26 protein-coding genes are annotated in these 24627 nt (G+C 49.0%); 8 read left to right on the top strand and 18 right to left on the bottom strand.

The window, feature by feature from the left end; all coding sequences use genetic code 11:
- Window positions 1-204: 204 nt before the first annotated feature.
- Complete coding sequence (recA, locus tag O4H47_RS10180; protein ID WP_269393875.1) at window positions 205-1296, bottom strand: recombinase RecA; 1092 nt, start codon at window positions 1294-1296, stop codon at window positions 205-207.
- Window positions 1297-1596: 300 nt separating this feature from the next.
- On the opposite strand from recA, the gene O4H47_RS10175 reads away from it, so the two are divergent.
- On the top strand, window positions 1597-2649 hold the full coding sequence (locus O4H47_RS10175) for a DUF418 domain-containing protein (RefSeq protein WP_269393874.1): 1053 nt from the start codon (window positions 1597-1599) through the stop codon (window positions 2647-2649).
- Window positions 2650-2667: 18 nt separating this feature from the next.
- Here O4H47_RS10175 and cckA read toward each other — a convergent pair whose 3' ends face one another.
- The 7 genes from cckA to flgB all read right to left on the bottom strand — a co-directional run bounded on the left by cckA (window position 2668) and on the right by flgB (window position 8840).
- Entirely contained in the window at window positions 2668-5232 is a 2565-nt protein-coding gene (gene cckA / locus O4H47_RS10170; protein ID WP_331283683.1) for a cell cycle histidine kinase CckA, read from the bottom strand.
- A 201-nt stretch (window positions 5233-5433) separates the two neighbouring features.
- A complete protein-coding gene (gene flhB / locus O4H47_RS10165) occupies window positions 5434-6513 on the bottom strand; it encodes a flagellar biosynthesis protein FlhB (RefSeq protein ID WP_269393872.1) in 1080 nt (359 codons plus the stop codon).
- 7 nt (window positions 6514-6520) lie between these two features.
- The gene (fliR, locus tag O4H47_RS10160; protein ID WP_269393871.1) at window positions 6521-7282 is read right to left on the bottom strand and encodes a flagellar biosynthetic protein FliR; all 762 of its coding nucleotides are present in this window, start codon (window positions 7280-7282) and stop codon (window positions 6521-6523) included.
- Between the two features lie 4 nt (window positions 7283-7286).
- Window positions 7287-7553 (bottom strand): flagellar biosynthesis protein FliQ, encoded by a 267-nt coding sequence (gene fliQ / locus O4H47_RS10155; RefSeq protein WP_269393870.1) that lies wholly within the window; start codon window positions 7551-7553, stop codon window positions 7287-7289.
- A gap of 31 nt (window positions 7554-7584) precedes the next feature.
- Window positions 7585-7911 (bottom strand): flagellar hook-basal body complex protein FliE, encoded by a 327-nt coding sequence (fliE, locus tag O4H47_RS10150; RefSeq protein WP_269393869.1) that lies wholly within the window; start codon window positions 7909-7911, stop codon window positions 7585-7587.
- A gap of 82 nt (window positions 7912-7993) precedes the next feature.
- Window positions 7994-8407: a flagellar basal body rod protein FlgC gene (gene flgC / locus O4H47_RS10145; RefSeq protein ID WP_269393868.1), complete on the bottom strand. Its 414-nt coding sequence runs from the start codon at window positions 8405-8407 to the stop codon at window positions 7994-7996.
- Window positions 8408-8435: 28 nt separating this feature from the next.
- The gene (gene flgB / locus O4H47_RS10140; protein WP_269393867.1) at window positions 8436-8840 is read right to left on the bottom strand and encodes a flagellar basal body rod protein FlgB; all 405 of its coding nucleotides are present in this window, start codon (window positions 8838-8840) and stop codon (window positions 8436-8438) included.
- 211 nt (window positions 8841-9051) lie between these two features.
- Between flgB and O4H47_RS10135 the strand changes: the two genes are divergently transcribed.
- Together O4H47_RS10135 and fliP are read left to right on the top strand one after the other, a co-directional pair.
- On the top strand, window positions 9052-9852 hold the full coding sequence (locus O4H47_RS10135; protein ID WP_269393866.1) for a flagellar biosynthetic protein FliO: 801 nt from the start codon (window positions 9052-9054) through the stop codon (window positions 9850-9852).
- Between the two features lie 79 nt (window positions 9853-9931).
- Window positions 9932-10633 (top strand): flagellar type III secretion system pore protein FliP, encoded by a 702-nt coding sequence (gene fliP / locus O4H47_RS10130; RefSeq protein WP_269393865.1) that lies wholly within the window; start codon window positions 9932-9934, stop codon window positions 10631-10633.
- 32 nt (window positions 10634-10665) lie between these two features.
- Here the strand turns inward: fliP and O4H47_RS10125 are convergent, their stop codons facing one another.
- The 5 genes from O4H47_RS10125 to O4H47_RS10105 all read right to left on the bottom strand — a co-directional run bounded on the left by O4H47_RS10125 (window position 10666) and on the right by O4H47_RS10105 (window position 16931).
- Entirely contained in the window at window positions 10666-14031 is a 3366-nt protein-coding gene (locus O4H47_RS10125; protein ID WP_269393864.1) for a hypothetical protein, read from the bottom strand.
- A gap of 78 nt (window positions 14032-14109) precedes the next feature.
- A complete protein-coding gene (locus tag O4H47_RS10120; protein WP_269393863.1) occupies window positions 14110-14856 on the bottom strand; it encodes a MotE family protein in 747 nt (248 codons plus the stop codon).
- Entirely contained in the window at window positions 14853-15278 is a 426-nt protein-coding gene (locus O4H47_RS10115; RefSeq protein WP_269393862.1) for a DUF6468 domain-containing protein, read from the bottom strand. The genes O4H47_RS10120 and O4H47_RS10115 overlap by 4 nt, the downstream gene beginning before the upstream one ends.
- Before the next feature lie 2 nt (window positions 15279-15280).
- A complete protein-coding gene (gene fliM / locus O4H47_RS10110; RefSeq protein ID WP_419719612.1) occupies window positions 15281-16429 on the bottom strand; it encodes a flagellar motor switch protein FliM in 1149 nt (382 codons plus the stop codon).
- A 13-nt stretch (window positions 16430-16442) separates the two neighbouring features.
- Window positions 16443-16931, bottom strand: coding sequence for a flagellar basal body-associated FliL family protein (locus O4H47_RS10105; RefSeq protein WP_269393861.1), 489 nt, complete (start codon window positions 16929-16931; stop codon window positions 16443-16445).
- Window positions 16932-17212: 281 nt separating this feature from the next.
- Between O4H47_RS10105 and flgF the strand changes: the two genes are divergently transcribed.
- The 4 genes from flgF to flgH are packed head-to-tail and all read left to right on the top strand — an operon-like array spanning window position 17213 to window position 20483.
- Window positions 17213-17950 carry a flagellar basal-body rod protein FlgF gene (gene flgF / locus O4H47_RS10100; protein WP_269393860.1) on the top strand — a complete coding sequence of 246 codons (738 nt, stop codon included), beginning with the start codon at window positions 17213-17215 and terminating at the stop codon, window positions 17948-17950.
- Window positions 17951-17980: 30 nt separating this feature from the next.
- On the top strand, window positions 17981-18766 hold the full coding sequence (gene flgG / locus O4H47_RS10095; RefSeq protein WP_269393859.1) for a flagellar basal-body rod protein FlgG: 786 nt from the start codon (window positions 17981-17983) through the stop codon (window positions 18764-18766).
- Between the two features lie 13 nt (window positions 18767-18779).
- Window positions 18780-19736 carry a flagellar basal body P-ring formation chaperone FlgA gene (gene flgA / locus O4H47_RS10090; protein WP_269393858.1) on the top strand — a complete coding sequence of 319 codons (957 nt, stop codon included), beginning with the start codon at window positions 18780-18782 and terminating at the stop codon, window positions 19734-19736.
- Window positions 19737-19748: 12 nt separating this feature from the next.
- A complete protein-coding gene (gene flgH / locus O4H47_RS10085; RefSeq protein WP_269393857.1) occupies window positions 19749-20483 on the top strand; it encodes a flagellar basal body L-ring protein FlgH in 735 nt (244 codons plus the stop codon).
- 108 nt (window positions 20484-20591) lie between these two features.
- On the opposite strand, the gene O4H47_RS10080 is transcribed toward flgH, so the two are convergent.
- Complete coding sequence (locus tag O4H47_RS10080) at window positions 20592-21551, bottom strand: DMT family transporter (protein WP_269393856.1); 960 nt, start codon at window positions 21549-21551, stop codon at window positions 20592-20594.
- A gap of 74 nt (window positions 21552-21625) precedes the next feature.
- Between O4H47_RS10080 and O4H47_RS10075 the strand changes: the two genes are divergently transcribed.
- Complete coding sequence (locus tag O4H47_RS10075) at window positions 21626-22114, top strand: MarR family winged helix-turn-helix transcriptional regulator (RefSeq protein WP_269393855.1); 489 nt, start codon at window positions 21626-21628, stop codon at window positions 22112-22114.
- Here the strand turns inward: O4H47_RS10075 and O4H47_RS10070 are convergent.
- The 4 genes from O4H47_RS10070 to O4H47_RS10055 form a co-directional block, all read right to left on the bottom strand.
- Window positions 22111-22431: a hypothetical protein gene (locus O4H47_RS10070; RefSeq protein WP_269393854.1), complete on the bottom strand. Its 321-nt coding sequence runs from the start codon at window positions 22429-22431 to the stop codon at window positions 22111-22113. The genes O4H47_RS10075 and O4H47_RS10070 overlap by 4 nt on opposite strands.
- 9 nt (window positions 22432-22440) lie before the next feature.
- Complete coding sequence (locus tag O4H47_RS10065) at window positions 22441-23436, bottom strand: hypothetical protein (protein ID WP_269393853.1); 996 nt, start codon at window positions 23434-23436, stop codon at window positions 22441-22443.
- A 117-nt stretch (window positions 23437-23553) separates the two neighbouring features.
- Window positions 23554-24003: an RNA polymerase-binding protein DksA gene (dksA, locus tag O4H47_RS10060; RefSeq protein ID WP_269393852.1), complete on the bottom strand. Its 450-nt coding sequence runs from the start codon at window positions 24001-24003 to the stop codon at window positions 23554-23556.
- 145 nt (window positions 24004-24148) lie between these two features.
- Entirely contained in the window at window positions 24149-24568 is a 420-nt protein-coding gene (locus tag O4H47_RS10055; protein WP_269393851.1) for a flagellar assembly protein FliX, read from the bottom strand.
- Between the last annotated feature and the right edge of the window lie 59 nt (window positions 24569-24627).

Below are 24627 nucleotides of genomic sequence, written 5' to 3'. Positions count from 1 at the left end.
TGTTGAAGGCCCCAAAACAATTGGAGCAATTGACATTTTTGCTGTTTTTAACCTCTGCAATGCCCCCTGTCTAGGTGAGTGTGAGCCAAGTCAATTTTCCCATAAAAAAAGCGCCGACTTTCGCCCGCGCCTTTTTGTGAGGTGTATCTAGGTTAAGAACGTTTTCACCCATCTGACGTTGGGTAAATTCACATTCTCGACAGCTTATTCTTTGTCAGCTTCAATCAGAGTTGGATCAAGTTCGGTGATTGCCGCTGGCTCAACCATATTGTCAGTGTTTAAGCCAGCACTTTCGCGCACTCCCGCCTCAATTTCGTAGGCCAGATGCGGATTGTCTTTCAGGAATTGACGGGAATTCTCACGGCCCTGCCCTAAGCGTTCGCTGTTGTAAGAGAACCAAGAACCCGATTTCTCGACAATTCCAGCCTTAACACCCAAGTCAAGCAATTCACCGGTTTTGGAAATACCTTCGCCATACATAATATCAAATTCGACCTGACGGAACGGTGGAGCCAACTTATTTTTGACCACCTTTACCCGTGTTTGGTTGCCAACAACTTCATCGCGCTCTTTAATCGCGCCAATCCGACGAATGTCCAAACGAACTGAAGCATAGAATTTAAGAGCGTTACCACCCGTTGTGGTTTCAGGTGAACCAAACATCACACCAATCTTGTGTCTGATTTGGTTGATAAACAGCACCATTGTTTTCGAACGCGAAATAGAGCCAGTGAGTTTACGCATAGCCTGGCTCATCAAACGTGCTTGCAAACCGGGAAGTGAATCTCCCATCTCGCCTTCAAGTTCGGCCTTTGGTGTCAACGCTGCGACGGAATCAACAACCAACAAATCAATTGCGCCAGAACGAACCAAAGTGTCCGTAATCTCTAGTGCCTGTTCGCCGGTATCTGGCTGAGAAATCAGTAAATCATCAATATTGACGCCAAGTTTGCGCGCATAAATTGGATCAAGCGCGTGCTCTGCATCAACAAAGGCACAAATGCCCCCCGCTTTTTGCGCTTCAGCAATTGCATGTAGCGCCAAAGTAGTCTTACCAGAACTCTCAGGACCAAAGACTTCAACAATTCGGCCCCGTGGTAAACCACCAATCCCTAAGGCGATATCTAGGCCCAGGGAACCCGTTGGCACAGACTCAACTTCAACCGCTGTGTTTTCACCCAGCTTCATGATTGAACCTTTGCCGAAGTTTCTCTCGATTTGCGACAGTGCCGCCTCGAGTGCTTTGTTCTTATCCATAGAACCCCCCTCGACTACGCGAAGTTGAGAATTAGCCATTACCTTCTCCTTATTCCAAAACCAGCGCCGTCATGCAACCATCGGGCAAATCTATTTATTTAATTTGTACCGTATTTGTTCTCATGTTTTCACTACAATGTCAATAGATATAAACCACTGCAACTAAACAATAAAATTTGTTTTATTCTAGCTTTGTTCTCACAATTCACATTCCGGCCTGATTATGCATCCACAGATTCATTTCAAGCCACGACAAGAATAGTGCGCCTATTCACTTGAACACGGTAGAATCAGGCGTATATTAGAACGATTGTTCGACTAATTTATGGACATTCTCCCATGGCTCCCCAACGACTAAGTGGACTAGACCTCGCGCGGTTCTTTGCATTTTTCGGCATGGTTGTTGTCAATTTTCAGGTTGTGATGTTCTCCGGCGAGGACACAGCACACGACTTCCTGAATAGTGCACTCGTCTTTTTGGAGGGCAAGGCTGCCGCAACATTTGTTGTTTTGGCTGGTGTCGGCGTCACCCTCGCCTATCAACGCACAACCACCAAATCCTTTTACACAACCATGCTCAAGCGAGCGGCATTTTTGATGGTCATTGGGCTCATCAACATGTCCATTTTTGAAGCCGACATCATCCACTATTATGCGGTCTATTTCGTCATTGGAATGTGGTTACTATCTCTAAGTAAGCGATGGTTGCTCGCAATAACGCTTTTCATTGTTTTTGCTTTTCCCGCGCTAATGTTGGTGTTGGATTATGATGCCGGTTGGGACTGGAGCACCCTCAACTACGATGGATTTTGGACATATGCTGGGTTTTTCCGAAATCTGTTCTTCAATGGATGGCACCCCGTTATTCCGTGGCTGGCATTCTTCAGTTTTGGCATATTTTTGGCCAAATTGGATTTGGCCAACAAGCAAAACGCACAACGTATTGTCGTTGTCGGGATCTCCGGCATGGTCGTGATCCCGATGCTGAGCGAAGTGTTGGTCGGTGCTATGGTTCCCATTTTGGGCCAAGATACAGCAACAGTTTTTGCCACATCCCCCATTCCGCCAGGGCCACTTTATATGCTAAACGGAGCAAGCACCGCTCTGTGTGTAATCGGAGCTTGCTTACTCGTCCCCGAAAAAGCCTATCAAAGCGATTTGCTCAAGACGCTTTGTCACACCGGCCAGCAAACGCTCACCTTGTATTTTGCACATATATTAATAGGCATGGGTATTGTCGAAGCGCTGGGCCTAGTCGAAAAAACCTCCACAACAATTGCACTCTGGGCCGCAATTGAGTTCGTCGCAGCGTCAATTTTGTTCACCTACTTGTGGCGAAAAAATTTCAAGCGCGGACCGATTGAAGCGCTTATGCGTCGCACTACTGGTTAGGCGAAAAATTAGCAGGTGCTATTCAGCGCCTGCCAAAACGGTTTTAACTTTTTGTGCCAATTGCTTCAATGAGAAGGGTTTTGCCAAGAATTCCACAGAACTGTCGTCTTCCAGTCCTTTGCGAATGTTTTCCTCTGCATAACCGGACACAAATATGACCTTTATGTCTGGGTAACGTTCACGCATATGCGTCAACAGCGTTGGTCCGTCCATTTCGGGCATTACCACGTCAGAAATAAGCAGCTCAATTTCACCATCTATTTCTTCGAGCACTTCAAGCGCTTCCACCCCACTGTCAGCTTCATGCACAACATAACCTGCAGATGCCAGTGCCCGCGACGCGAAAGCCCGCACGCTGTCCTCATCTTCAACAATCAATATGCGCTCTTTGCCTGTCAAATCACGCACTTTGGGCGCGACCTCAGGTAAAGGCTTATCTTGCGACAGCTTCAACTTGTCTTCTTTGGGAGCATAGCGTGGCAAGAAGATTTTGAATGTTGTGCCAACGCCGATTTCTGTATCGGCATAAATGAACCCGCCGGTTTGCTTTACGATCCCATAGACAGTTGAAAGGCCGAGCCCTGTGCCCTTGCCAATATCTTTGGTTGTAAAGAACGGTTCAAAAATCTTTTCAAGCACCTCTTGAGGAATCCCGGTTCCTGAGTCTTGAACTTCAATCAGCACATAATCCGCGGGTGGCATGCCACGATAATTAAATGTTGCCGCAACCGCTTCCTCAACATTGCTTGTGCGAATTTTTACACTGCCCCCATCCGGCATTGCATCTCGCGCATTTACCACCAGGTTGATTACAACCTGTTCAAGCTGAATATGGTCAGCACGCACAGGCCAAATGTCTGCAGCATGATCCACCGTTAGGGTGATACTGTCGCCAATTAAGCGCTTAAACAGTACCGTTAGATCATCAACCAGCAGCGAAACTTCTAATACTTCCAACCGCAGCGTCTGACGACGCGAAAATGCCAGCAATTGCCGCACCAAGCCCGCAGCCCGGTTAGCGTTTTGCTTGATTTCCATTGTGTCTTTAAATGAAGGGTCATTCGGCCGCAAATTCAGCAACAACAGGTCAGAGAACCCAATAATAGCCGTCAATATATTGTTTAAATCGTGCGCAATGCCACCAGCCAATTGGCCAACAGCTTGCATTTTCTGACTTTGCGCAAACTGCTGCTCCAACACCCGTTGCTCGGTCGTATCAAGCGCATAAACAATAACCCGCTCGTCAATACTGCCCCCATCAGCAATACCGGACACATAAAGGCGCACGCTGCGCTCTTCATTTGCTGCAAGAACTGTATCCACAGGTTCAATGGTCGATTGATTAGATTTCGCTGCATCAATAGCCGCCACAAATCTAGATTTTGCCTCCGGCGCAACGAGTTCGGTCAATGGCAGCCCTTCAGTTGCCTTTTCGCCATGCTCATTGCCAAACGTCCGCATAAACGGTGCATTCGTCCGCACAATATTGCCCGTTGCATCAAGTGCTGCAATCGCAAATGGGGTGTCGTTGAAGAAACGGCTAAACCGCACTTCAGCGTTACGCAACTCTTCAGACGCATCAATGCCCGGCGCACGATCTAGCACCAAAGTTCGCGTTTCGCCCAAATCACCTTCAGCAAGCCGTGCTGCACGGTGCAGCAAACGCACAGGAAAGTTTGTGCCATCCCGTTTCACCAAATCGATATCAATGACTTCGGTCTTAATTTGTCCGTCGTTGCTCCCGCCCAGTAGCAGGCCGGAACCTTCACCACGAACAATTTCAGACAATCGCAAAGAACCTGCATCAAACTCAGCCAAATCATAACCAAGCCAATTGGCAAGCGTGGCGTTGAGATATTGAATTTTTCCCCGTCCATCGGTGGAAAAGAAGCCAGCAGGCGCATGGTCGAGATAGTCAATTGCTTTTTGCAACTCTAAGAAAATGTTCTCTTGCCGCTCACGGTCCCGCGAAATGTCTTCAACCGACCATAGCACCAGCTTTTTACCAGAATCGCCGTCTATTTCTGGCAAGGCTTTCACAGAAACGCGATACCAAATTGTATCGTTGGTACCGCTCTTGAGCCCCGGCCCCTCGGTCAATCGAATATCTTCTATCGCGCGGCGGCCATCGTGGGCTGCGCGTGAAAGTCGGTAGATCGCTTCGCTTGCTTCCGCAGCGCTAGCAAAAAGCCGCGGCACACTTACGAGCGATTTGCGGTTCAGCCCCGAAATCAAATCACCGTAGGCCGCGTTCGCATACACAATGCGTCCTTCTCTGTCTGCAACCACAGCGCCATAATCCAGACTGTCAACTATGGCGTTTTGCAGCGCGGGACCATCGTCCGTTTGCGCAATTTTGAACAAGCCAGCAGCAAGCCCAAACAGACAAAAAACACCAATCACAGCCAAAACGCCCAAAACCAACAATAACATGTCGGATGGGATTTGGTCGCCATAGACAGAATAGGCTATGGCCAGGCCAACGAATAACGCAGAGAGAAAAATGACACGCCACACGCCCCCGCCACCCAAGCGCGCTTGTGCTGCAGGTTGGGGATAGCTATCTTCGGCCAGCGGCGTCATGGACATTTTTTTGCCCCTATTTTGTCTCACGGTGGGCATGATCAATCGCCCCAAAAACCGCAAGAATCATGATTATTGTTCTATCTAATCATCATCATTAGATGCGCTCGCATCAAGCAAGATTAATACATTATTTAGCATTTCAATGATTTGCGCAGTATTTTTTCGTTAATTCGAACAGTTTTCCAAAACTTGGCTGAACTAGTTCGCGCTCCAAGAACGTGATTTGCGCAATTGCATCACATAGCCGATAACCTGCGCCACTGCTTTGAAGTGCTCGGCGGGAATTTCTTCCTCCACTTCCACTGTTGCGTGTAACGCACGCGCCAATGGCGGGTTTTCAACAATGGGGATTTCGTGCTCGCCCGCAACTTCTCGAATCTTTAGGGCTACTGCATCGGTTCCTTTGGCCAAACAGATTGGAGCGCCCATGCCTTTTTCGTATTTCAATGCAATCGCATAGTGGGTCGGGTTTGTAATGACCACACTTGCCTCAGGTACTGCCGCCATCATGCGTTTGCGACCACGCTCGGCACGCAATTGTCTAATCTTGGCTTTGACCTTAGGATCACCTTCCATTTGTTTGTATTCGTCACGAATTTCTTTGATGGTCATTTTTTGTTTCTCCCACCATTTGTTGCGCTGGTACATAAAGTCCAATCCCGCAACAACGGTGATAACCGCCAAAGTACCCATGATGATCTTGATGCCCATCTCCTGAAAAACCGGCATTATCATTGATGGGTCTGCAGTGATGATTGTGTCCAAACGGTCACGTTCCGGCCACATCACCAAAAACATAATGATCGATACAATGCTCAACTTGGCAATGCCTTTGGCAAAGTTGACCAACGCTTCGCTGGAAAACAGACGCTTTGCCCCCTGCAATGGTGAGACTTTCGAGAATTTTGGCTTTATCGGATCAAGTGACCAAACGGGTTTATGTTGCACCAAGTTCGCAGCAAGCGCAAAAAAAGCCATCAGCAACAATGGCACAATCGCGACAACCAAAACGGTTCCTGAAAGACCTTGCCAGAAGGCGGCAAATCCTGGTCCTCCCACTTCAATTTGATCTGCGTTTAGCATGATCATTTTGAGCTGCCCCATCAAACTAGATGCGGTAAAGGGGGCCAGAAGCGCAAAAACAAACGCCGTGCCAACCATCATAAACCAAGTCGTCAGTTCCTGACTTTTGGCCACGTCACCACGTTTATGAGCATCATCGAGCTTTTTCTCAGAGGGGTCCTCGGTTTTCTCGGACTTATCCGGTTCGTCTGCCATGACCGCCTTACCCGATCATGCGGAGCAAGAATTGCTCGATATGATTCATATACCAAGTCATTATCATCGTCAGCAGAAGCACAAACAGCAAAAGGCCAATCGCGATATTTGCCGGCATAGCGATAAAGAATACTTGCAATTGAGGCATCAAACGCGCCAACAATCCAAGGCCAAAATAAAAGACCAGTCCGAACACAATAAAAGGTGCAGACATTTGCACCCCGACGACAAAACTGCCAGCGATCACCTCAATTGCCATATCCGCTGCATCCCTCAGATCCAGCGCGGCACCGGGCAAAAACAGCGAATAACTGTTATAGATCGCAGCGAGTACCAAATGGTGCAGATCCAGGGTGAAAACCATGGTCACACCCAAAACGGCAATGAAATTTCCAAATATCGCACCTTGTACACCACCTTGGGTCGGATCGGCGGTTTGCGCAAATGAAAGGCCAGTTTGAAAGGCAATCACTGTACCCGCCACTTGTGCTGCGGACATTAGAATTCTCGTGACCCCGCCAATGATCAGCCCCACGCCAATTTCAGACAGCAATAAAAAAATAGCAGGATAGAACGTAACCGTTTGCGTCGGGTAATACTGCGAAATGAGCGGATACATGATAAATGTAAACACCAACGCCAGCGTCAACCGCATGCGCATAGGCAAACGCTGAGAGCTAAAACCCGGCATCAGCATAATCAAGGTGCCTAGGCGCGCAAATATCAGAATGTAGATCAGCGCAGTTTGTGGGAGCCAATCAATGCTCATCCCATTAGCCGCCAGACACTATGAGATCGGCGACGCGATGCATATAGCCGCTCATCATCGAACCCATAAACGGCAACAACAATATCATAGTGATAAAAATTGCTAAAATCTTTGGCACAAACACCAGTGTCATCTCTTGGATTTGCGTCAGCGCCTGAAACAGCGCGATCACAACACCAACAACCAACCCCACTAGCATCAATGGGGATGACACATAGATCAAGGTCCAAATACCGTCTTGTGCAACATCAAGAACTTGCGCACCGGTCATCTTGGCCTCCAACTAAGGTGAAGCAGACACCCTAAATCGGCATCCGCATGATTTCTTCATAAGCACTAATCACCCGGTCACGAATCGTTACCATGGTTTGCAGTGCTATTTCAGTTTCAGAGATTGCGGTCACAACATCAACCACGTTGGACTTTCCATCAACAAGATCTAGTGCCTTTTTGTCGGCGACGCGTCCAGACTCGACAACTTCGCCAATTGATTCCGCAACCAACTTGCCGAAATCAGGAGCAGCACCCATGTTTCCGGCCGCCGCGCCAGGCGCTGCTTTGGAGGCCTGATCGACAAGTTTGGTTGCACTTGCGTAAGCATTTGATGCCGCAGAAAACGGTACGCTCATTTGATTCCCCAGTTTTACTCTTGCCTCACCTCACCACCGTTCCCCAACGATTGTGCAGCAATTGGCTCTCCGTTAACGCGTGCTACCCACGCAAAATATCCAACGTACCACCAAGCATTTGGCGCGACGTCGTGATCACATTCAAGTTGGCCTCATATGTCCTTTGCGCTTCGCGCATATCCATGGTCTCAATCAAAGAATTCACATTTGGATAGAGCACATATCCGCGCTCATCGGCCGCCGGATGTCCCGGTTCATAACGGCTTTGAAAATCACTCATGTCGTAGCTGACTTTGCCGATCTCAACCTGGTTGGCCTGCAACTCACTATTGTAAACAGCCTCAAATGTTGGCACACGGCGACGATACGGGTCCCCACCCGGCTCTTTCGCTGCAGAGCTAGCATTGGCCATATTTTCGGCAATAATCCGCATACGAGCAGATTGCGCATGCAAGCCAGTTGCGGCAATTTTCAATGAGCTCATAAAGTCAGTCATTTTTTACTCCTACTGCCCAAAGCCGTTTTCAGGCCTTGCCTAGCGCCGTTTTGATCAGCTTAATCGAACGCGTATAGATCGCGGTCGCGGCCTGATAGTCCATTTGGTTGCCGGCAACCTTCATCATTTCATCTTCCAAAACGACAGCGTTGCCTTCTGGCGTAATCTCAAAACTATTCATTTTGCGCGCACCAAACTTGTCTGCTCCTTGCCCAGCAACGCTAAAGTGCTGTGCATTGGTTGCAGTTGTCGAAACACTCGACATCTGGACAGAACTCATTTGGTCCGCAAATGAAAATGCCTTAAGGTCGCGTCCACGATAGCCGGGCGTTTCCGCATTTGCTACATTCTCGGCCAATAATGACTGGCGTGTTTGATGCCACTTCATTTTTTCACTAAGCGCTTGGAACAAGGGCATTTTCGAAATCGACATAATCAGGCTTCCACTTCTACTAGGCAGATATTGCCGCCCATTTAGTTAACACCTCATTAACGATATCTCCCAAATTGCAATTTATAGGGGTTTTTCGGCCTTGCCCTTGCCAAATTTGCTTGTATAGCTGACAGCGTGGGAATAAATTTCCTATGCGCAGCGCCTAAAAATGGCGCAAACTTACGCATCCAACGGGGAAACGGGCAGCAAAATGGGTTTTATCAGCGATCTTTTTGGCAATGTTGACAACAACATTTGGGTACTTGCGGGCGGTCTCGCGATAACCATCGTTGCCATCATACTCGTAGTTTGGCTGCTAAAATTTGCCTTCAACGCCAGTCGCAACGGCCTTGGAAATCGAGTAAAACGTTTGGGCGTTATAAGCACGGCAGCTGTCGATAATAAGCGCCAATTGGTCATCATCCGTCGTGACAATGTTGAACACTTAATCATGATTGGTGGCCCAACGGATGTGGTCATTGAAACCGGCATCGACCCAGAAGAATCCGTTGCCCAAAAATCGCCTGCCAAGCGATCAACCAAGCCGGTTGCTCAAGTAGCACCTTCTAAGGCTGAACCAAGAGTTGACCCTGTTGCCGCAGAACCAAGCGCCCCTGCGCCAAAACAGCCGATCCCTGCCAATCCTGCCAGCATCAGCACAACTGCTTTTGCCCGCCCAGCGCCACGCATTGTACCAAACAATCCCTCACCTAGCGTAGACGAGGCGCCAACCAATGTTACGGCGATCGAAAAACTGCGAGAGCTCGGCAAGTCAAACCCGGACTCTACTGCCTCTTCATTGCGCTATCCTGGTATCCTGCGACCAGTCACACGCCATAAAGGCGTGGATATAAGCAAGAACGATCAGATAAACGACGATCATTCCGACGACTCAGATAAATTGAACGCTCAAGAAGCGCCCAAAGTTGATGTGGTGCATGGAGCAGATGGTGCTAAGGACAGCAAAACCGGCGAGTCAAAAAACCAAGACCGTAAACCCGCCAACAGCTAACAGACAAGTCATCGATTTGCCCTTCGTTCGGGCAACACTTTTTCGCTGCCTGAAGTTATCCGGCATCTGCTTTGCCATTATGCTGGTTGGTTCGCTAATTGCGTTCCCAGCCTTAGCGCAAGATATTTCCGTAGATTTTGGTGATCAAACAACGCTAACCGAACGTGCGGTGCAGCTGGTTGGCATCATCACAATTCTCTCACTCGCACCTTCAATCTTGGTGATGGTAACCTCTTTCACCAGAATTGTTGTGGTTCTTTCTTTGTTACGAACAGCGATTGGCTTGCAAACTGCTCCCCCAAACTCGGTCATGATTTCGCTTGCGCTGTTCCTCACTGCGTTTGTAATGGCTCCCACTTTGCAGCAGTCCTACGATGATGGCATCGCCCCTCTCGTCAGCGGTGCGCTGCAAATTGAAGAGGCATTGCCGCGTGCAGCTGCGCCTTTGCACGAATTTATGCGCCAACATGTCCGCGACAAAGATGTTCAGCTATTTCTTGATCTAACAGAGGCTGAAATCCCAGAAAATCCTGAAGACCTTGCGATTACAATTCTTGTACCTGCATTCATGATTTCTGAATTACGGCGGGCTTTCGAAATCGGCTTTTTGCTGTTCGTGCCCTTCATTGTCATCGACATGGTTGTCTCATCAGTTCTGATGTCTATGGGCATGATGATGCTGCCCCCAATCGTAATATCGCTGCCGTTTAAACTGATTTTCTTTGTTCTGGTCGACGGTTGGCACTTGGTTGCAGGGTCACTCATCCGAAGTTTTGGCTAATCAACTGCGCAAAATGTGAAACACCAAATCAACTAAAGAACGTCTGCCTGTGGCGCAATTGCGCCTTCGTCGACATATTGGGTTTTGTAGGCATTAAGAAACGAGTTCAGTGAATCAACATCCGCAATCTGTCGCGCAAGTTTTCTAAATTCAACTGTACCATATGCGGTTTTGCTCGTAACGAATTCAAACACCGGCCATTCTGGCGTCCCTGACATCCGGCCAGAGTATTTCGCACGCAAACGCGTCAGCCCAATTTCGTCGCTAGCAAGGGTATAAGCCACTGCTGCTTTTACCATATGGTTTCTAACCGCAGTTGAAAGCACGCCATCAGGCAACCCATCAGCGTAAACGCGTTCTAGCATTTCCCCGGCCTCACGGTAGCGCCGTCCCGCCCAATGGGCATCTACTTCCAATAGCGCCGCATCGCGCCCCTCTAGGCCACGCAAAATGTCTACTGCAAGTTCATCGCGCCCAGCATCAATCAGTGCCCTAGCTTCAAGAATACGACGTTGCCGCTCAAGCGTCGGGACCAAATTTGCAAGGCGTGTGCGATAAAGCGTTTTCAACGCCAAATCAGGGCGATGGTTCGCAATATGGATCACAGCAAGATCAGCCGCAATTTTTGCCCGCGCGACCCCTTCAAGTCGATTGTCAATTTGATACTCCAGCAACCCAGCCGCCTGCTCCAGCAGATCCACGCGCACCAGCCGTCGTGCCAAGTTCCTAATCATTTCATCGCCCTTAGCACCCACCGGTGCCAAATGGCGGAAATCGTAGAATATTGCAAGCGCAGCAATAGGGTCCAAACGATCTGCCTCACCGTTCAGATAGAGGTTGGCAAACACCTGCTTAGCTTCATCATAGAGCGCAGTTTCATCGTCTGTGTCTTGGTACTCAGCAGCCATCAATTCAAGTGTCTCGAAACCGGACCGATAGTCACCTGACTGAAATTGAAACCGTCCCATCATATGTTGAATTTTGGCCGCCAAATCACCGCCACGCCAAATTAACGATTGAAGCTCAAGCGTCTGCGTTGCTTTCTCGACATCAATTTTCCCGGTTTTTTCAAGAATAACCAATGTCCGATAAACAGCTTCAGCATGGGTCGGCCGAATGTCCGCATTCATCACCGAACCATAGGTATCCAAAGCTTCTTCGTATCGCTCTTCAATTTCATCGACACGTCCTGAAAGCAAATCATAATGGCTAAGACCCGTTTTATCTAACAGCGCAAAGTCAATCGCATCTAAATAGCGCACAGCGAGACTGGCATCTTCTTCCTCAACAGCGGCACGGGCAGCGGCAAAATAGAACTTGTTCTGCAACCAAGAGGGGTAGTTCTGCACCACCTCTTCGGCCCGCAGAGCATCGATGCGCGCCATATCATATTCGGACCGCTGAACACGAGCTAGCGTGCGCCACATAACGGCATCGGTATTTTCTGAGATCTCGTCATCCAACAATAACTCCAGTGCGTCGTCTGGGCGATGTGCCAAAACATTCGCAGCTGCCATCGCTACCTTTGTTTTATCCAAAAGCGCGGGTCGCTTTGTATCGGACAACACCACATCGGCCACACCGATCGCCTCATGCGCTAAATCCATCGATAGATAGAAACGAACCAGTTCAAGCCGCGTCGCTTCCAACGCTGGCCCTTCAGCCTCAGTAATCCGGTTGGAAATCTCTTCATGTTTCTCGCGATACTGCTGTGGGTTTCCGACTCCAAAACTTGTTAGATCCAGAAAACTAACGCGATCTTCGTTGTTTTGCAGTTTTTCTTCGGTACGTCGCTCCACACCAGCGGACAGAACCAGGCCATCAGCCGCATCTATTAGCACCCGGCTCTCTTCAATTGTGACGTTAAGCTCATCATGAAAAGGCTTGATGACAAGGCCATGAACAGCACGCAACGCCCGAAAATCAACATACTCCAAATCACGAACCACGGCACGTGAGGGAGGATAGGCTGTGACCACATGCAGCATGTCGCCTACATTAGGATCCCTGATTTTGTGAACCTTTGCAGGGCGAAGTAGATCGGCGGCAACACGCACCCTGCCCGTAGCTGTGGTGTCTTGCGTTAGAACCATCGGCTCAGTCGGCGAAATTAAAATATCACCAAGCGACAGCACCCAAGAGCGCCCCTCAGACCCAAGCGTAGCCAGGCGTTCCGCATTCATGTTCAATCGTACAATCTGCGTTTCACCCGCGCTATCAACTTCAAAATCGCTCGCAATTCCCCCCATCATGTCCATATCAGATGGCTCACCAATGTTCACATGAGTGTCAAAAACCATCCAAACAGCACCGCCCCTCTTGTATACGGCTGCCGGAGTATCTTGCTCAAAAGGAAAAACCAAACGCACGGTACCACCGATGCGATTGATAAATGGCGTGATTGCGGTCTGGCGAGAAAACGATGGTCCACGTTCAAGTTTGGCTTCCTGCATAATCTCAGCAGGTGTTTTTTCCTGTTCTTCAACGGTCAACTCAAGGTCTTCAGGGATATTCCCTTCGACCAAATCAGCGAGCGGCACACTGATGCTCTCGTTATTTGAGAAGTCTAGGTCGAGCGTATAACGACGCTTTTCTTCATTAAAGAAACGCGGCTCAACCTCTTCCGCCAATTGAAATGTCAAAAGCAAACCGTCATCAGAAACTAACTTGGACATACCTAGAATTTCCGGCGGCAAATCAGATTCAATCGTGTAAAAATCCACATCGACTGGCCATTCAAAAAGCAACGTTACGGTGCGGTCGTCTGCGTCATAAGTGGCTTCCGTCTCCATTGTCCAATCAAACACCAATCGCGAAAAAGTCGGGTGCCGACCAAGTCGAACGTCAAGTTCTGGTTTGGACTCACGTGCAATCTTTGCTTTACGACGTCTCTCTGCAAGCAAAGCGGCCTGCTCAGCGCGCAGCGCAAGTTCTTTTACAACTTCTTCGGGCAACGCTGGATCAAGCCCTGTCCAGCCAGAAGGGATAAGGTCAATGAATAAACGTTCACCCGCTTCGATCTTATTGATCCGATATTCCTGCTTCAAACCAAACCGAATACCTTTGCGATCCGGGTCTAAGCGACCGACCGCAATGTATTCGCTTAGGTGCTCGGTGACGTCAGGTAAATTGATTTCGATTGGCTTTGAAAACTCCAGCGCCAAAACGCCTCCGGCTGTTTTGAGTGTGTATGAGGGCAGATTGAGCCGATCTTTGAACCGAATGATCAAGCGGCCAAAGCCCGTTTGCCCTTGCGCTATGAGCTCCACACGTTCGGCAGGTTCTTTTATCTGAGCACTGGCATCGGTCACAAAACCGCAAAGGCTCAACACCGCAATCCACAAAAGGAAAGCGATGGAGCGCAGATCAGCATTTTTTGGTGCTCGTCTAACGATCATTAACCGCAAAGGGCTCCGACTTTTTCACTACAAACAAATTATCGTGCTAGGCTTAACGGCGCCTTACTTTTCACAACTCTATTGCCCAATGATTTGCGGAAGTTCGTTATTGTTCGGCCCATCGACTGTTTGGCTGAGCTCAGTCAAGTTTGGATTTGCCAAGTTTATCGTCAGCGCCTCGGCTTTTTCGGGGTCCATTGCAGCCAAAATTGTGGCCATTTTGCGCGGATTGATCCGTTCAACCATGCGCACCAACACAAGCATGTCGAGACGATCAAAAATCCTTGCCGCGTCCTTGGCTTTCATATTCTCATAAGTGGCGACCAAAGATTTGAATTTTTCCTCTTCTTTGCCTTCCTTTTTGTCAACCAAAGCCGAGATACGTGCCTCGATTTGTTTGAGCTCATTTGCTCTGGTTTCCAAGCGCAGCTCTGCGGCGCGAACAATAGATTCTTGAACAATCAATTGCTCAGCGCGCTTATCAAGCTCTTTTCGCCGCTCACTCAAACGCTCCAAGAACTCCAGCTCTGTTGTGGAAACGCCCGAGGAATCGCTCAATGCCGTTAAATTACCTTTTGAATCCATAGAAACGGGCGGCGCTTCCACAGGACGATTGGGATTAAGCGCAGCATTTGTTGCGTCAACAACCGGGTTGCTCGAAGCTTCGTCTTGATCAGCGTCTTGAGCTTGCTCCTGCGCCTCTTGTGCAATTGCCTCGCGATTCCCAAAAACATAGAGATCACCGGACACAAAACCAAATACCTTGAACAACAGCAGCGCAGACGCCACCACCATTACAACCGGCAATAAGCGGACTGAATTCACGCCGCCGCTCCATCACGACGAGAAATACTATCCAAATGATCAAGTGCCGCTTTGGCTTTCAGGGGTTTTTCCTTTGGTTGAGGCGCTGCATTACGGGCGGTTTGAGCAATCATGGCGATCTTATGCATAACTGATTGCCCTGCATTCACGTGATGGGCCAATTCTATTGAAAAGCTTTCGGCCTCGCTCAAACGTGTCTGAATCATACCGTCACACTGAATTGCAGTTTTCCGCAATTCAGTGATTGCGCCATTTGCTTGATCAGTTGCTCGCACGAGATCGGTAATCATTGTTTGCAATGCGGCCCTGTCGTCACGCAACCGTTTCAACCGTATGTTCAATATGTAGCAATAACCGATTGTAAGAATGAGAAGAACAGCAACGGCACCTTCCACGATCAATCCCAGCGCAAAATTACCCATTGTTAATCATTCCCTTGTTCGTCCATGGCCTCAAAAACAGCCATTGTCACTTTTGGTGGATTAAGTGGTCGCGTGACCCTTACAGACACATTTTTGCCGATGTGCCCCATAATGCCTTCGGTCAGCGCAACATCGCCGCATCGCAATGAAATAGGATCATTGGGCGACCGCTCAAACATCAATGTATCGCCCTCCTCCAGCTTCAACATATCAGAAAGCGGTATTTCCCACTCGTGCAACACAGCTTGAATTTCAGTATCGGCGGCATAAATCTCTGTAGCCAAGTGCCCTTCCCAAATCGGGTCACGGCCAAATTTCTCCCCCATGAACATTTGCAGCAGTTGTTCACGAATGGGTTCAATGGTCGCGTAAGGCAGCAATATTTCAACTTTGCCACCGCGATCATCCATATCGATGCGCAGTTCAATAAGGATGGCAGCGTTGGCAGGGCGGGCAATCGCAGCAAAGCGTGGATTTGTTTCCATCCGTTCAATGCTGAATTTCACCGGCGTCAGGGGCTCAAACGCCTTGTGCATATCCTCAAGAATCAACTCAATCATACGATTGGTCAAACTCATTTCGATCGTTGTATAGGGTCGCCCTTCAACCCGAATGGTATTGTTGCCGCGCCGACCACCAAGCAACACATCGATCATAGAATAGATGAGATTGCTCTCAACAGTCATCAATCCAAAATTGTCCCACTCTTCAGCCTTTATGACCGTCAATATCGCAGGAAGTGGAATTGAGTTTAGATAATCTCCAAAACGTACAGATGTAATGCTGTCGAGGGAAACCTCAACGTTGTCCGAAGTGAAATTGCGCAAAGATGTCGTGGTCAACCGCACCAAACGGTCAAACACGATCTCAAGCATCGGCAAACGCTCATATGAGACAAGTGCCGAGTTTATAAGCGCTTGGACACCTGAAAGGTCTCCAATACCCATATCACCACTGTCAAAACCTAAAAGGTTGTCGATCTCGTCTTGGTTGAGAATACGGTCAACCGCGGCGCCATCTTCACTATCATCGTTGCCTTCGATCATGGCGGCCCATTCAGCGGCCGCACCTTCCCCATCACCATCACCAGCTTCTTCTTCGCCAGAGATGCCAAATTCTTTCAGGAGATCGTCAGTTTCTGATTCAGACATTGCTCATGCGCCCCTATTGCACCAATATCTCTTTGAAAACGATGCTCTCAACTTGTGTCGGAAACAGCGCCAGATTTACCCGTCGACGTAGTTCCTCTTTGAGACGATAAATTCCCCCAGATCCTTCAAGATCTGACTTTCGCATTTCGCGCAGGTAAACCTGAAACGTATCAAGTACGCGCGGCATAAGCGTTTCGACATTTGGCACCATGGCCTCATCGGCAAGCTCAAGCGAAACAGCAACCTTCAAGAACATGTCCTTTGACTCGCCCTTTGAATTCAAATTCACGCTGATTATCGGAAGGTCATAGAAATAGGTTTGCCGCACCACTTCCGTATTTTCAGATGCAGTGGTTTCGCCTCCGCCAGAAAAAAGGAAAAAATAGGCAGCGCCGCCGCCCAGCAAAAGCACAACAGCTGCACCGATGATAATCATCAACGGCGGGCCTTTTTTCTTTTCGCCTTCTTCGCCTTCTGTGTCTTCAGCTGTTTGATCTGACATTTTTTCGCTCTACGACTTAAGTGCACAAATGGAAATTCTTTTCCATAATCCACGTAACGACGAGAAGGTTAACGAAGTATTACCAATTTGAACTTGCTGGGCAATTATTGCCGGGGCAATTTTTCCGCCCGACCCGCTCAGACCACCATTTTATCATCTATTATTTAGAATATCCCAATAAAAACAATGAGATAAAAACTGGCACGATCCTCGCATTGTGTTTGGCAGGCGAAAAACTTGGGGAAGTGGCCCGCTGAACAAAATTGGGGAGATAGTGCAAAATGGAAAATGCACAGCTCATAAGCTTATCGCGCCAGATCGCGCTGCAACGTCAAATGGACGTTGTCGCCAACAATATGGCCAACATAAACACCGCTGGGTACAAGAACGTCGATATTCTCTTCGAAGAATATATTATGCCGACTGCGCGCCACAAGGACTTCAAAACACTCGATCAGCCACTTTCATTCACCCAAGACTGGGCGACAATTGACGATTTTGCTTCAGGTTCAATTGAACTGACGGGCAATGAACTTGATATGGCAATCCAAGGCGATGGCTTTTTTGTCGTGCAGACACCCGCCGGCGAAATGTACACGCGCAACGGCAGTTTCCAACTCAACCAACGCGGCGAGCTCGTGACCTCTGAAGGTTTCAACGTTCTTGCCGACGGTGGTTTTTTGACATTCGCGCCAGAAGAAACCGGTATTGTTGTAACAAAAGATGGACGTGTTTCTACCTCTCAGGGCGACAAAGGCATCTTGCGTATCGCAGAATTTGAGGATCCCCAGTCCCTCAAACGCGAAGGCGACACGATGTTTTCCGGCGAAAATCCAAATTATGACAATTCATCTCATATCGCCCACAAGGCTATCGAGCGTTCCAACGTTTCTGGCGTCAGCGAAATGACCGAAATGATCCGCGTAACCCGCGCCTATACCTCACTGGCAAGTTTGCAAACAAAGCAAGACGAACTGCGCCGAACTGCAATTAAACGCCTTGGCGACTTGAGCGCTTAAGCGCCGTCCCTGTAGGAAGGATTAGAACACATGAAAGCTCTATATACCGCATCAACCGGGATGGCCGCGCAGGAACGCAACGTTGAGGTGATCTCAAACAATATCGCCAACATGCGCACCACTGGGTTCAAGAAACAACGCGCCGACTTCCAAGACCTGCTTTATCAAGTCTATCGTCGCGCCGGCTCGCAAACATCAGAATCTGGCACACAACTTCCGACAGGTGTGGAAGTAGGTTCCGGCGTCAAACTGGGCGCAACCCCGCGCATCATGAGCCAAGGCAGTGTTGCACCAACACAAAAAGAATTAGACGTTGCCATTAGGGGAGAAGGCTTCTTTTCCATTACCATGCCAGATGGCCGGACGGGCTACACACGAGACGGCTCTTTTGAGAGAGATAGCCAGGGGCAACTTGTCACCATTGAGGGCTATCAAGTTCAACCCGGCATCATTATCCCAGATGGCGCACGATCAATCTCGATCTCCGCAGATGGTCAAGTCGAGGCCTTTTTGAACCAAGACGCAAGCCCTACTGCACTCGGACAACTCCAACTTTCCCGCTTCGTCAACAAGGCTGGTTTGGAAGCCGTTGGGGACAATCTTTATGTGGAGACGGCAGCCAGCGGATCGGCGCAAACCGGCACCGCGAACGGTGATGGTTTTGGCAATTTGCTGCAAGGTCACTTGGAAATGGCCAACGTGAATGCGGTGACGGAAATCGCAGATCTAATCGCCGCTCAGCGCGCCTATGAAATGAACGCGCGGGTAATTTCTGGAGCTGACGAAATGCTTCAAGCAACGTCGCAGCTACGCTAGGAGATTAGGTAAAATGTTTCGCTTCGCCAAATCACTATTCATCGGACTTTTAGCCCTAAGCACCAGCACCACATTGTGCCTTGCTCAACCAACGCTTCGCTCATCTGTTACCGTTCATTCAAAAATCGTCACCGTTGGCGACATGTTTGATGGTGCGGGAAACTTGGCCGAAGAAGGTCTATTTCTCAGCCCAGCACCCGGTACTGTTGGGGCGGTCCCATTGCCATCGATCCAACTGGCAGCGCAGCGCGCAGGCATTACATCGTTCGACGCCAAAGGAATTACTCATGTGCGTGTTGAGCGACCAGGCTTGGCGATTGACCAAGACTTCTTAGGCACCATTTTTGGCCAAGAGGTTGCAAATCGCAGCCAACTGTTGCCCAATCAGACTGCCAAGTTTTCGGCATATGGTGCCTTTGAAACCATATTTGCAGACCCCATTGCCGCACAACCTGCAACGCTACTAGATTTCACTTTCGAACCACAATCCGGTCGCGTTTCCGCCCGGTTGGCACTTGCGGGCCACAATGCTCCGATCGCCATCAACGGAAAACTCGAAATTGTCGCTCCTGCTGCCCATCTGACCCGTTCAATGGCCAAAGGCGAAATCGTCGACATCAATGATATTGAGTTCAAGCCTACACCGGTACGTTTCTCAAAAGTGCAAGGTGACATCCAACTGGAAAACCTAGTTGGAAAGAGCCTTACCCGCGCCGTCCGTGGCGGATCAATGATCAAATTGAGTGATCTAACCGACCCGACTTTGATTGACCGCAATGATCTTGTGACCATCCTCTACCGCAATGGCCAACTAAAACTCACGGTCAAAGGGCAAGCTCTACACGCCGCGACACAAGACCAAACGGTCACCGTTCTCAACCTTATGTCAAAAAAGACTGTTCAAGGCATAGCCATTGGCGCCGGGACAGTCCTTATCACCAACGATCCAACCCGCCTCGCAAGCCGGTAGCAGGAGCTCATCATGAAACTTTTCAAAATCCTTACACTGGTAGCGCTCGGCGCAAGTTTGGCAGCCTGCACAACAGCAAATCGCTTGGCAGGAATTGGCAAAGCACCTGCTCTGACAACTATTGAAAACCCAACAGCGCAAGCCGGTTACAAGCCAGTGAACATGCCAATGCCAGCACCTGAGCGGGTCGCCTATTCACCAAATTCGCTATTCATTTCGGGCCGCCGCGGTTTCTTCAAAGACCAACGCGCAAGCAAAGTCGGCGACATTCTCACCGTTCAGGTAACAATTTCCGATAAGGCCTCATTTTCAAATAAAACAGCCCGCTCTCGCTCCAGCTCGAATGACGCAGGCGCAGGGGGCGTGATCGGATCGTTGTTCAACAATGCCGTTCCCGGTGTTCCAGCTTCAGGCGCCATTGAATTGAAATCAGGTCTAACAGATGCCGGCAACGGCACTGTGGATCGCGCGGAAACATTGCAAACCCAGGTTGCGGCAGTGGTTATCCAGGTTCTGCCGAATGGAAATCTGGTCATCGAAGGACGCCAAGAAGTCCGCGTGAACTTTGAAGTTCGGGATTTGATTGTGGCAGGCATAGTGCGCCCCGAAGATATTGGCGCTGCCAACACCATCCCATCGGCAAAAATTGCACAGGCCCGCATTTCATACGGCGGTCGCGGACAAATTACCGACGTTCAGCAACCTCGCTACGGCCAACAATTTATGGACGCCATCCTACCGTTTTAGTTCAACACCAGTTTTGCCAATCGAATTTCCCCAATTTTTCGATTGGCTCTCCCCAGAAGGACGCGGCTTTCCCCAATTTGCCGCGTCCTTCTTATTTTCCCAATCCAATTATTGTGTAAAATTAAAAATCAGAACACCGCTGACAATTGCAGTTCCGCCAATCATCAGCGAAAGCGTTGCAACTTCGCCCAATAACGAAATCCCCAACCCAGTTCCCACCAGCGCAATGATCGGCCCAATTTGGCTGAGATAGACCGCCCCTGCAATCTTTTGCAAAACGAAATAGAAAGCAAAACCAACAGCAAAAATCAGAATTTGCAGTCCGGCAATCGCGCTCATCTGCAAAGTAGGCACAACAAATGAGATCTCGCCCATTGCAACGGCGAGCGCGAACGACATAAGCCCAGCAAAGATCAACATAAGTGGCGCTAGAGCAAATGGCGAAGCCCCTTCAGGCCATGCCCAAGACCGATAAACGTTTCCAAGAGCCAGAAAGACAGGTCCCATTAGCGCCACAAACACCCAGACGGCAGCATATTGCGCCCCGGCAAACTTCCCCAAACTCAAAGCAACAGCGCCAATTAATGCAATGCCAACGCCAATTGCGCGGGAAAACTTGAACTGCTCAGTGCGCATGGCCACGCTGATCATATAGGTCAAGACCGACGCGAAAGCGGTTACCATCGCCACAAAACCCGCACCGACATGAGGCACTGACGAAAAAAAGGCGATATTGGGCAGCGCGAAAAGAAAACCGCTGATCAGTGAGAACTTGATTACGCTGCGACTTTGATCTGGTCGATGCCCATATGCTCGCAACCCGAGCATCATTAAAAGACCCCCAAGAACTCCCGATATCGCTAAAAATACGATTGGATGCCAGCCAACCTGCGCCGCTATTTTGCCATTAACCGTCGTCGCACCAAAAAAACTGCCAACAACCACCAATAGAGCAAACGGCAAGAACTTCTTGAAATTGGAGTTTTCAAACAGGCTTTTACTTCCACCTGCAGTTTCCTCAACCAAAGGCTTGTTTTTTGGCGACATTGCTAAGATAAATTCGGCCATTGATATTCTCCAGTTCGCACTTGGATTATATCTTTACATAAAGTATCTTGATGTCAAGATAAATTGAGGTGACTATGGACCGCGCGCAGCTTGCAGCCAATCAATGGCAAAAAGAATGGCCCGAAATCAATGGCTTACCTATGCTCACGCTGGGTCGTTTAGCAGAAGTTGCGGCCCGAATAATGCAAAAAGAAATGGAACCTTTTTTTGCCCAGCATGATCTTCACGCAGGGGAATTTGATGTTTTAGCCACATTGCGACGCAGCGGCAAACCCTATGCCCTCACCCCAACGCAACTATATGAAGCGACCATGGTTTCATCCGGGGGCATGACAAATCGTATCGATCGATTGGAAAAATCAGGCCTTGTGGAACGACAAAAAAACCCAAACGATCGCCGTGGCGTCATCGTTGCGCTCACCAAATTGGGGTATGAAAAAATCACCCACATCATCCCACTTCACATCAAAAACGAAGAGCGGATTCTAGCTTGTCTATCTAACGAGGATCTCAACCAGCTCAATCATCTCACGAAAAAGCTGTTAGATGGACTGCAAACCTAGCAGTCAAAAGGAACAAATTTCGAAAAAATCTGCTGTGCTTCTGCGAGATCTACTAAAGGAACGTAGTCGCAAACCTGAGCATATTCAGCCCACATTTCCAACACTTTTGGATTGGAATGCGCCTCATGCATCGCTTCTTCACTGATCCACTCAAAGACCTCAATAAAGGTCCCATCACTCGCGCGCATGACGATGGACTGACGTTCGGTTGCCAGCCCTTGATCCCGCAAACGCTGAACGTGGGTTTTCATTAATTCCGCCAACGCCTCATCACAACCCTGTTTGGGTCGATATCCAACAATGACGATGCGGGACATTTTCGCTACCTACTTCAAAACATGCCGCTTTTGCGAAAGCTCTGCCAAAAGTGGATCAATGTGCTGTGAGAACTCCTCGCGCCTTGCAGTCTTTATCTGTCTTAAAACCCGCATAGCGTGGTCGGCAGTAAACTTTTCGAAATAACGACCAGCATCTAGACCATCAGGCCATACATTGGACAGGCGACGGTTGATATATTCCTCGACCATATACTGCTGTCGTTGGATAGATTGGGCAAATGTGCCAAGGCTCCAAGCCATTTTCAGTGCATAAAGGTCAACGCCAGCGCGACTTCCCCCGGTCAATCCAAACCGCTGCATATATTGGCGGCTCTTGGCTTCAAACCGTTGCGGCGCATAGTCTTCGGTCACATCTTGCCACCCAAGCGCCCCAAGCGTGGCAACAAGCCCACTCGGTGTCACTCGTTCTTGAAATTGGAGATCAAATCGACCTGCATCGGCCAAGACCTTTAGCACAAGATCAGAGCAAGATAGCCATTCTTTGATTTGCTTGGCGTTGCTATCGCGAGGTCCGCGCCCAATTCCCAAAAACCGACGCAATCCGTATTTGGACTCAATATACCGCCACGCCTTCATCATGGATTCAGCGCCAAACGATGTGTCGGGGGCGGTCAGACCAGGCGCACGCAGCACCAGAAAGTCGCGATATCTATTCTGACTGTCGTAACAAAGGTCAATTACGGGCACAAATCGCACACCGCCGGGATGTACCATATCTGTATAGTACCCTTTGACCGCTCTAGGGTACGCCTCAATTGCTGTAAGCTCAGACCCCACCAGCGCACAGTGTGTGAATTTGCGGTCGGACTTAAAGGCGTCAAGATCGAACACATGCTGAAACGCAACATTGACGTTCGATTTTGGTCCATACGAACGGTAGAACACGACATCGTAAGGTTTTGAAATCGGCCAAGAATGCCCTGCAGGCACAGATGAACTGGAGCGCGTGGTAAGCTGTTGATCATGCATCGAAGCCTGATTCATACGCAACTCACCCCTTTCAACCCCACTGACCAATGCAACTCAGAACCATCACACAATGAATATGCATGAAACGCAACACAAATTGCACGCTATCCGTTCATCGCGAACTGATCAGGATCAATCGTCGCGGTAAACTTTTTCCCGCCGCTCATGTTTTTCTTGCGCTTCAAGACTCATCGTTGCGATTGGCCGAGCGTCTAGTCGTGCAAGACCAATTGGCTCGCCAGTGACTTCGCAATACCCATAAGTCTTGTCATCAACACGCGCCAGAGCCGAGTCAATTTTGGAAATCAGCTTGCGTTGCCGATCTCGCGTCCGCAATTCAAGGGCACGATCACTTTCAGATGACGCTCTGTCCGCTATATCTGGGTGATTTTGACTTTCCTCTTGCAATGCCTCAAGCGTCTCCTTGCTCTCGCGCAGAATATCCTCTTTCCACGCGACCAGCTTCTTGCGGAAATACGCAAGTTGGCGGGCATTCATAAATTCTTCGCCTTCGGTCGGTTTGTAAGTCTCAGAACCACTAAAAGTTGGCTCTTCCAATTCGACCTTGCTCTCCAAATCCATTGACACAGCAATATACTCCCTAAGTCTATGCGCGACATATATAATGGCCAAGACAACCCACGGCAAGTGAGTTTGTTACGCTGCATGTAAGGATTGTGTGTGACTGGAATATGAAACGAGCTATTCTGAAGCCCAAAATCTGCAACTATTTGTATCTATTGAACTTTGCAAGTTCGACACGTACGCGCAATTCAATATCATCAATTATTGAATCAAGCGAAGGATCAAGGTTGCCACGCGCTTTTGTGACCAGATTCAGCATATTATCGAGCCGAGATTCGGAAATCTGTCCAACCAATAAGTCGGTTTTGATTTGTTCTAAACCATCCAAAAGGTCGTGCCCCCGTTTAACCGCCTTTTTTCGCGCGAATGTTGGGTCTTCAACAGCTTGCAACGCCAAAAGAGCGTCTATTCCACCAACGTCCTGGCTCGGTGCAGAGGTTTCCGATCGCGCAACCGGTGCACTCTCACTAGGAACAGAAAAAGCCGAATCCTCAGACTTTCCGGCCTTTTTGCCAGATTTCTGTGCCGTCCTATTCAATCGATTTGCATCTGTAATGCGCATCTAGAATTTGTACTCCAAATCACCTCAGAGCGTGAAATACGCCCACTAGGCAAAATTTA

Origin of the sequence: Maritalea porphyrae (assembly GCF_027213965.1) — a bacterium.
Taxonomy (GTDB): Bacteria; Pseudomonadota; Alphaproteobacteria; order Rhizobiales; family Devosiaceae; genus Maritalea; species Maritalea porphyrae_A.
This window is presented reverse-complemented; position numbering and strand designations above follow the sequence as displayed.

Excerpts from the sequence above, each read along its gene's own strand:
- cckA (WP_331283683.1), bottom strand. The coding sequence starts at position 5,232 with ATGACGCCGCTGGCCGAAGATAGCTATCCCCAACCTGCAGCACAAGCG.
- O4H47_RS10055 (WP_269393851.1), bottom strand. The coding sequence starts at position 24,568 with ATGCGCATTACAGATGCAAATCGATTGAATAGGACGGCACAGAAATCT.
- flgG (WP_269393859.1), top strand. The coding sequence starts at position 17,981 with ATGAAAGCTCTATATACCGCATCAACCGGGATGGCCGCGCAGGAACGC.
- flgA (WP_269393858.1), top strand. The coding sequence starts at position 18,780 with ATGTTTCGCTTCGCCAAATCACTATTCATCGGACTTTTAGCCCTAAGC.
- fliQ (WP_269393870.1), bottom strand. The coding sequence starts at position 7,553 with ATGACCGGTGCGCAAGTTCTTGATGTTGCACAAGACGGTATTTGGACC.
- O4H47_RS10115 (WP_269393862.1), bottom strand. The coding sequence starts at position 15,278 with ATGGGTAATTTTGCGCTGGGATTGATCGTGGAAGGTGCCGTTGCTGTT.
- flgH (WP_269393857.1), top strand. The coding sequence starts at position 19,749 with ATGAAACTTTTCAAAATCCTTACACTGGTAGCGCTCGGCGCAAGTTTG.
- O4H47_RS10080 (WP_269393856.1), bottom strand. The coding sequence starts at position 21,551 with ATGGCCGAATTTATCTTAGCAATGTCGCCAAAAAACAAGCCTTTGGTT.
- flgF (WP_269393860.1), top strand. The coding sequence starts at position 17,213 with ATGGAAAATGCACAGCTCATAAGCTTATCGCGCCAGATCGCGCTGCAA.
- O4H47_RS10065 (WP_269393853.1), bottom strand. The coding sequence starts at position 23,436 with ATGAATCAGGCTTCGATGCATGATCAACAGCTTACCACGCGCTCCAGT.
- recA (WP_269393875.1), bottom strand. The coding sequence starts at position 1,296 with ATGGCTAATTCTCAACTTCGCGTAGTCGAGGGGGGTTCTATGGATAAG.
- fliM (WP_419719612.1), bottom strand. The coding sequence starts at position 16,429 with ATGTCTGAATCAGAAACTGACGATCTCCTGAAAGAATTTGGCATCTCT.
- fliR (WP_269393871.1), bottom strand. The coding sequence starts at position 7,282 with ATGAGCATTGATTGGCTCCCACAAACTGCGCTGATCTACATTCTGATA.
- O4H47_RS10070 (WP_269393854.1), bottom strand. The coding sequence starts at position 22,431 with ATGTCCCGCATCGTCATTGTTGGATATCGACCCAAACAGGGTTGTGAT.
- O4H47_RS10075 (WP_269393855.1), top strand. The coding sequence starts at position 21,626 with ATGGACCGCGCGCAGCTTGCAGCCAATCAATGGCAAAAAGAATGGCCC.
- fliE (WP_269393869.1), bottom strand. The coding sequence starts at position 7,911 with ATGAGCGTACCGTTTTCTGCGGCATCAAATGCTTACGCAAGTGCAACC.
- O4H47_RS10175 (WP_269393874.1), top strand. The coding sequence starts at position 1,597 with ATGGCTCCCCAACGACTAAGTGGACTAGACCTCGCGCGGTTCTTTGCA.
- O4H47_RS10105 (WP_269393861.1), bottom strand. The coding sequence starts at position 16,931 with ATGTCAGATCAAACAGCTGAAGACACAGAAGGCGAAGAAGGCGAAAAG.
- O4H47_RS10125 (WP_269393864.1), bottom strand. The coding sequence starts at position 14,031 with ATGATCGTTAGACGAGCACCAAAAAATGCTGATCTGCGCTCCATCGCT.
- dksA (WP_269393852.1), bottom strand. The coding sequence starts at position 24,003 with ATGGATTTGGAGAGCAAGGTCGAATTGGAAGAGCCAACTTTTAGTGGT.
- O4H47_RS10135 (WP_269393866.1), top strand. The coding sequence starts at position 9,052 with ATGGGTTTTATCAGCGATCTTTTTGGCAATGTTGACAACAACATTTGG.
- flgB (WP_269393867.1), bottom strand. The coding sequence starts at position 8,840 with ATGTCGATTTCGAAAATGCCCTTGTTCCAAGCGCTTAGTGAAAAAATG.
- fliP (WP_269393865.1), top strand. The coding sequence starts at position 9,932 with ATGCTGGTTGGTTCGCTAATTGCGTTCCCAGCCTTAGCGCAAGATATT.
- flhB (WP_269393872.1), bottom strand. The coding sequence starts at position 6,513 with ATGGCAGACGAACCGGATAAGTCCGAGAAAACCGAGGACCCCTCTGAG.
- flgC (WP_269393868.1), bottom strand. The coding sequence starts at position 8,407 with ATGACTGACTTTATGAGCTCATTGAAAATTGCCGCAACTGGCTTGCAT.